We start from the raw sequence: 2,519 nt of genomic DNA, 5'->3' as shown, positions 1-2,519 counted from the left end.
ATAAATCAAAATTTTATTTTACCTTATAGTATTTAACATACCAATCTGAGAAACTTTGAAGTCCTTCTTCTATAGATGTTGATGGTTTAAAATCCACTTCTTTTTGAAGTCTTTCTGTAGATGCATAAGTTGCTGGTACGTCTCCTGCTTTTAAAGGCTCAAATATTTTTTCAAAAATAACTTCTTTATTTAAAGATTTACTTAAACATTCTTCTAAAGTAGTTATAAAGTTCATTAATTTTTCTGGATTATTATTTCCTATATTAAAGACTCTATGAGGAACTACTTTTTCTTTTGTTTCCTCATTTATATTTTCTGGAGGATTATTTAATAATCTTTCTATGCCTTCTACAATATCATCTATATAAGTAAAGTCTCTATATAGATCATTTTCAAAGTCTCCATTATTAAATATTCTTATAGGTTCTCCTTTAAAATACTTATCTGCGAATCCAAAGTAAGCCATATCTGGTCTACCCATTGGTCCATAAACTGTGAAAAATCTAAGCCCTGTAGCAGGAATGTTATATAAATGACTATAAGTATGAGCCATTAATTCATTAGACTTTTTAGTTGCAGCATATAATGATACTGGGTTGTCCACAAAGTCTGTTTCTTCAAAAGGAACCTTCTTATTAACTCCATAAACTGAACTAGAGGAAGCATAAACTAAATGCTCAACTTTATTATGTCTGCAAGCTTCTAATATATTAAAAAATCCTACTATATTACTTTCAATATAAGCATCTGGATTTTCTATTGAATATCTAACACCTGCTTGAGCAGCTAAGTTAACAACTATTTGTGGCTTATACTCATTAAATACTTCTAACATCTTTTCTTTATTTGAAATATCAGCTTTTATAAATGTAAAATTATCATATTCCTTAATTATATTTAATCTTTCATATTTTAAATTTACATCATAATAATCATTAATATTATCAATTCCAATTACCCTGCAACCCTCATCTAACAATTTCTTAGATAAGAAAGAACCAATAAATCCTGCTGCACCAGTTATTAGGTATATTTTATTTGAACTTAATTTATTATACATATTCTACTCCTTTTATACTAAATTATCTTTTTGTAGCTGCTACTTCATATAATGATTCATTTATAACTTCTTCAGGTCTTCCTATTGAATAGTATTCTATTCCATTAGTTTTCATATCCTTTAAGTTATATATATTTCTTCCATCATAAACCAAAGGAGTTCTCATTAATTTCTTATAAGTTTCTGCTTTAATTTCCTTTATATCCTTCCATTCAGTAAATATGAAACAAACATTAGCTTCTTTTAAAGCCTCTTCAATATTTTCTACATAATGAATATTTCCTTGTCTACACTTTCCTTCTGGATATACCTTTTCAAAATTCTTTCTTCCCACTGGATCATAAGCATAAATATCAGCTCCATTATCTAATAATAATGGAATATTTTCTAAAGATGCTGCTTCTCTTAAATCATCAGTTCCTGGTTTAAATGTTAAACCTAAAACTGCTACCTTTAATCCATTAAAGGTTATTAATCTTCTACAAGCCTTTTTAAATAGTTTAGTTTTTTGATCTTTATTAACATCTATGGCTGCCTTAATTGTTTTTAATACATACCCATTTTGTCTTGCAAGATATTCAAGAGCTTTTGTATCCTTAGGGAAACAAGAACCACCATAACCTATTCCTGCATTTAAGAACTTACTTCCTATACGTTCATCATAACTCATTCCCTTTGCAACATCTTCTATATTAGCTCCAATTAATTCACAAAGATTAGCTATATCATTAATATAAGATATTTTTAAAGCTAAGAAATCATTTGATGCATACTTAATCATTTCTGCACTTCTTCTATTAACAGAAACTATTGGTAAATTAAAAGGCTTGTATATATTCATAAGTAAATCTTCTGCCCATTTACTTTCAGTTCCTATAATAATTCTAGCAGCATGAAGAGTATCATGAACTGCTGTTCCTTGAGCTAAGAACTCTGGATTTGAAGCAACTTCAACTCTTACATCATTAACTAAAAAGTCTTTTATAAATTGTTCAACCTTATCATTAGTTCCAACTGGCACTGTAGATTTAACTACAATTAGACAATCTTTTTCTATATTTTCAGCAATTTGTCTTGCAACTGTTGCTATATAGCTTAAATTTGCAGAACCATCTGGTTGCTCTGGTGTACCAACGCCAATAAATATTGCATCTGCTTCCTTATAAGCTGATTTATAATCTGTAGTGTAATTAAGCCTACCAGCTTTATAATTCTTTTGCATAAGCTCTTCTAAGCCTTCTTCATATATTGGAGAAACTCCACTTTCCATTAATTTAACCTTATTCTCATCAATATCTACACAAGTTACATTATGTCCAACTTCTGCAAAGCAAACTCCTGCTACAAGCCCTACATATCCAGTACCTGCTACTGCTATTTTAAACATATTCCATCTCCTAACATTTGTTTTATAACCTCAGAAGGGGGGCTTTGTGGGTTTTTCATTGATGAGCAAAAA

The 2,519-nt window shown here is 29.2% G+C and carries 2 protein-coding genes; both read right to left on the bottom strand.

Annotation, left to right across the window (positions count from 1 at the left end):
• Positions 1–13: 13 nt before the first annotated feature.
• On the bottom strand, positions 14–1,060 hold the full coding sequence (locus tag HUJ77_RS15350) for a GDP-mannose 4,6-dehydratase (protein WP_291710138.1): 1,047 nt from the start codon (positions 1,058–1,060) through the stop codon (positions 14–16).
• A 22-nt stretch (positions 1,061–1,082) separates the two neighbouring features.
• Positions 1,083–2,447, bottom strand: coding sequence for a UDP-glucose/GDP-mannose dehydrogenase family protein (locus HUJ77_RS15345; RefSeq protein ID WP_291710136.1), 1,365 nt, complete (start codon positions 2,445–2,447; stop codon positions 1,083–1,085).
• Positions 2,448–2,519 lie beyond the last annotated feature (72 nt).

The organism is Clostridium sp., assembly GCF_021443865.1.
GTDB lineage: Bacteria > Bacillota > Clostridia > Clostridiales > Clostridiaceae > Clostridium.
Note: the sequence above shows the minus strand (reverse complement) of the source record. Positions and strands in the feature narration are given on the sequence as shown.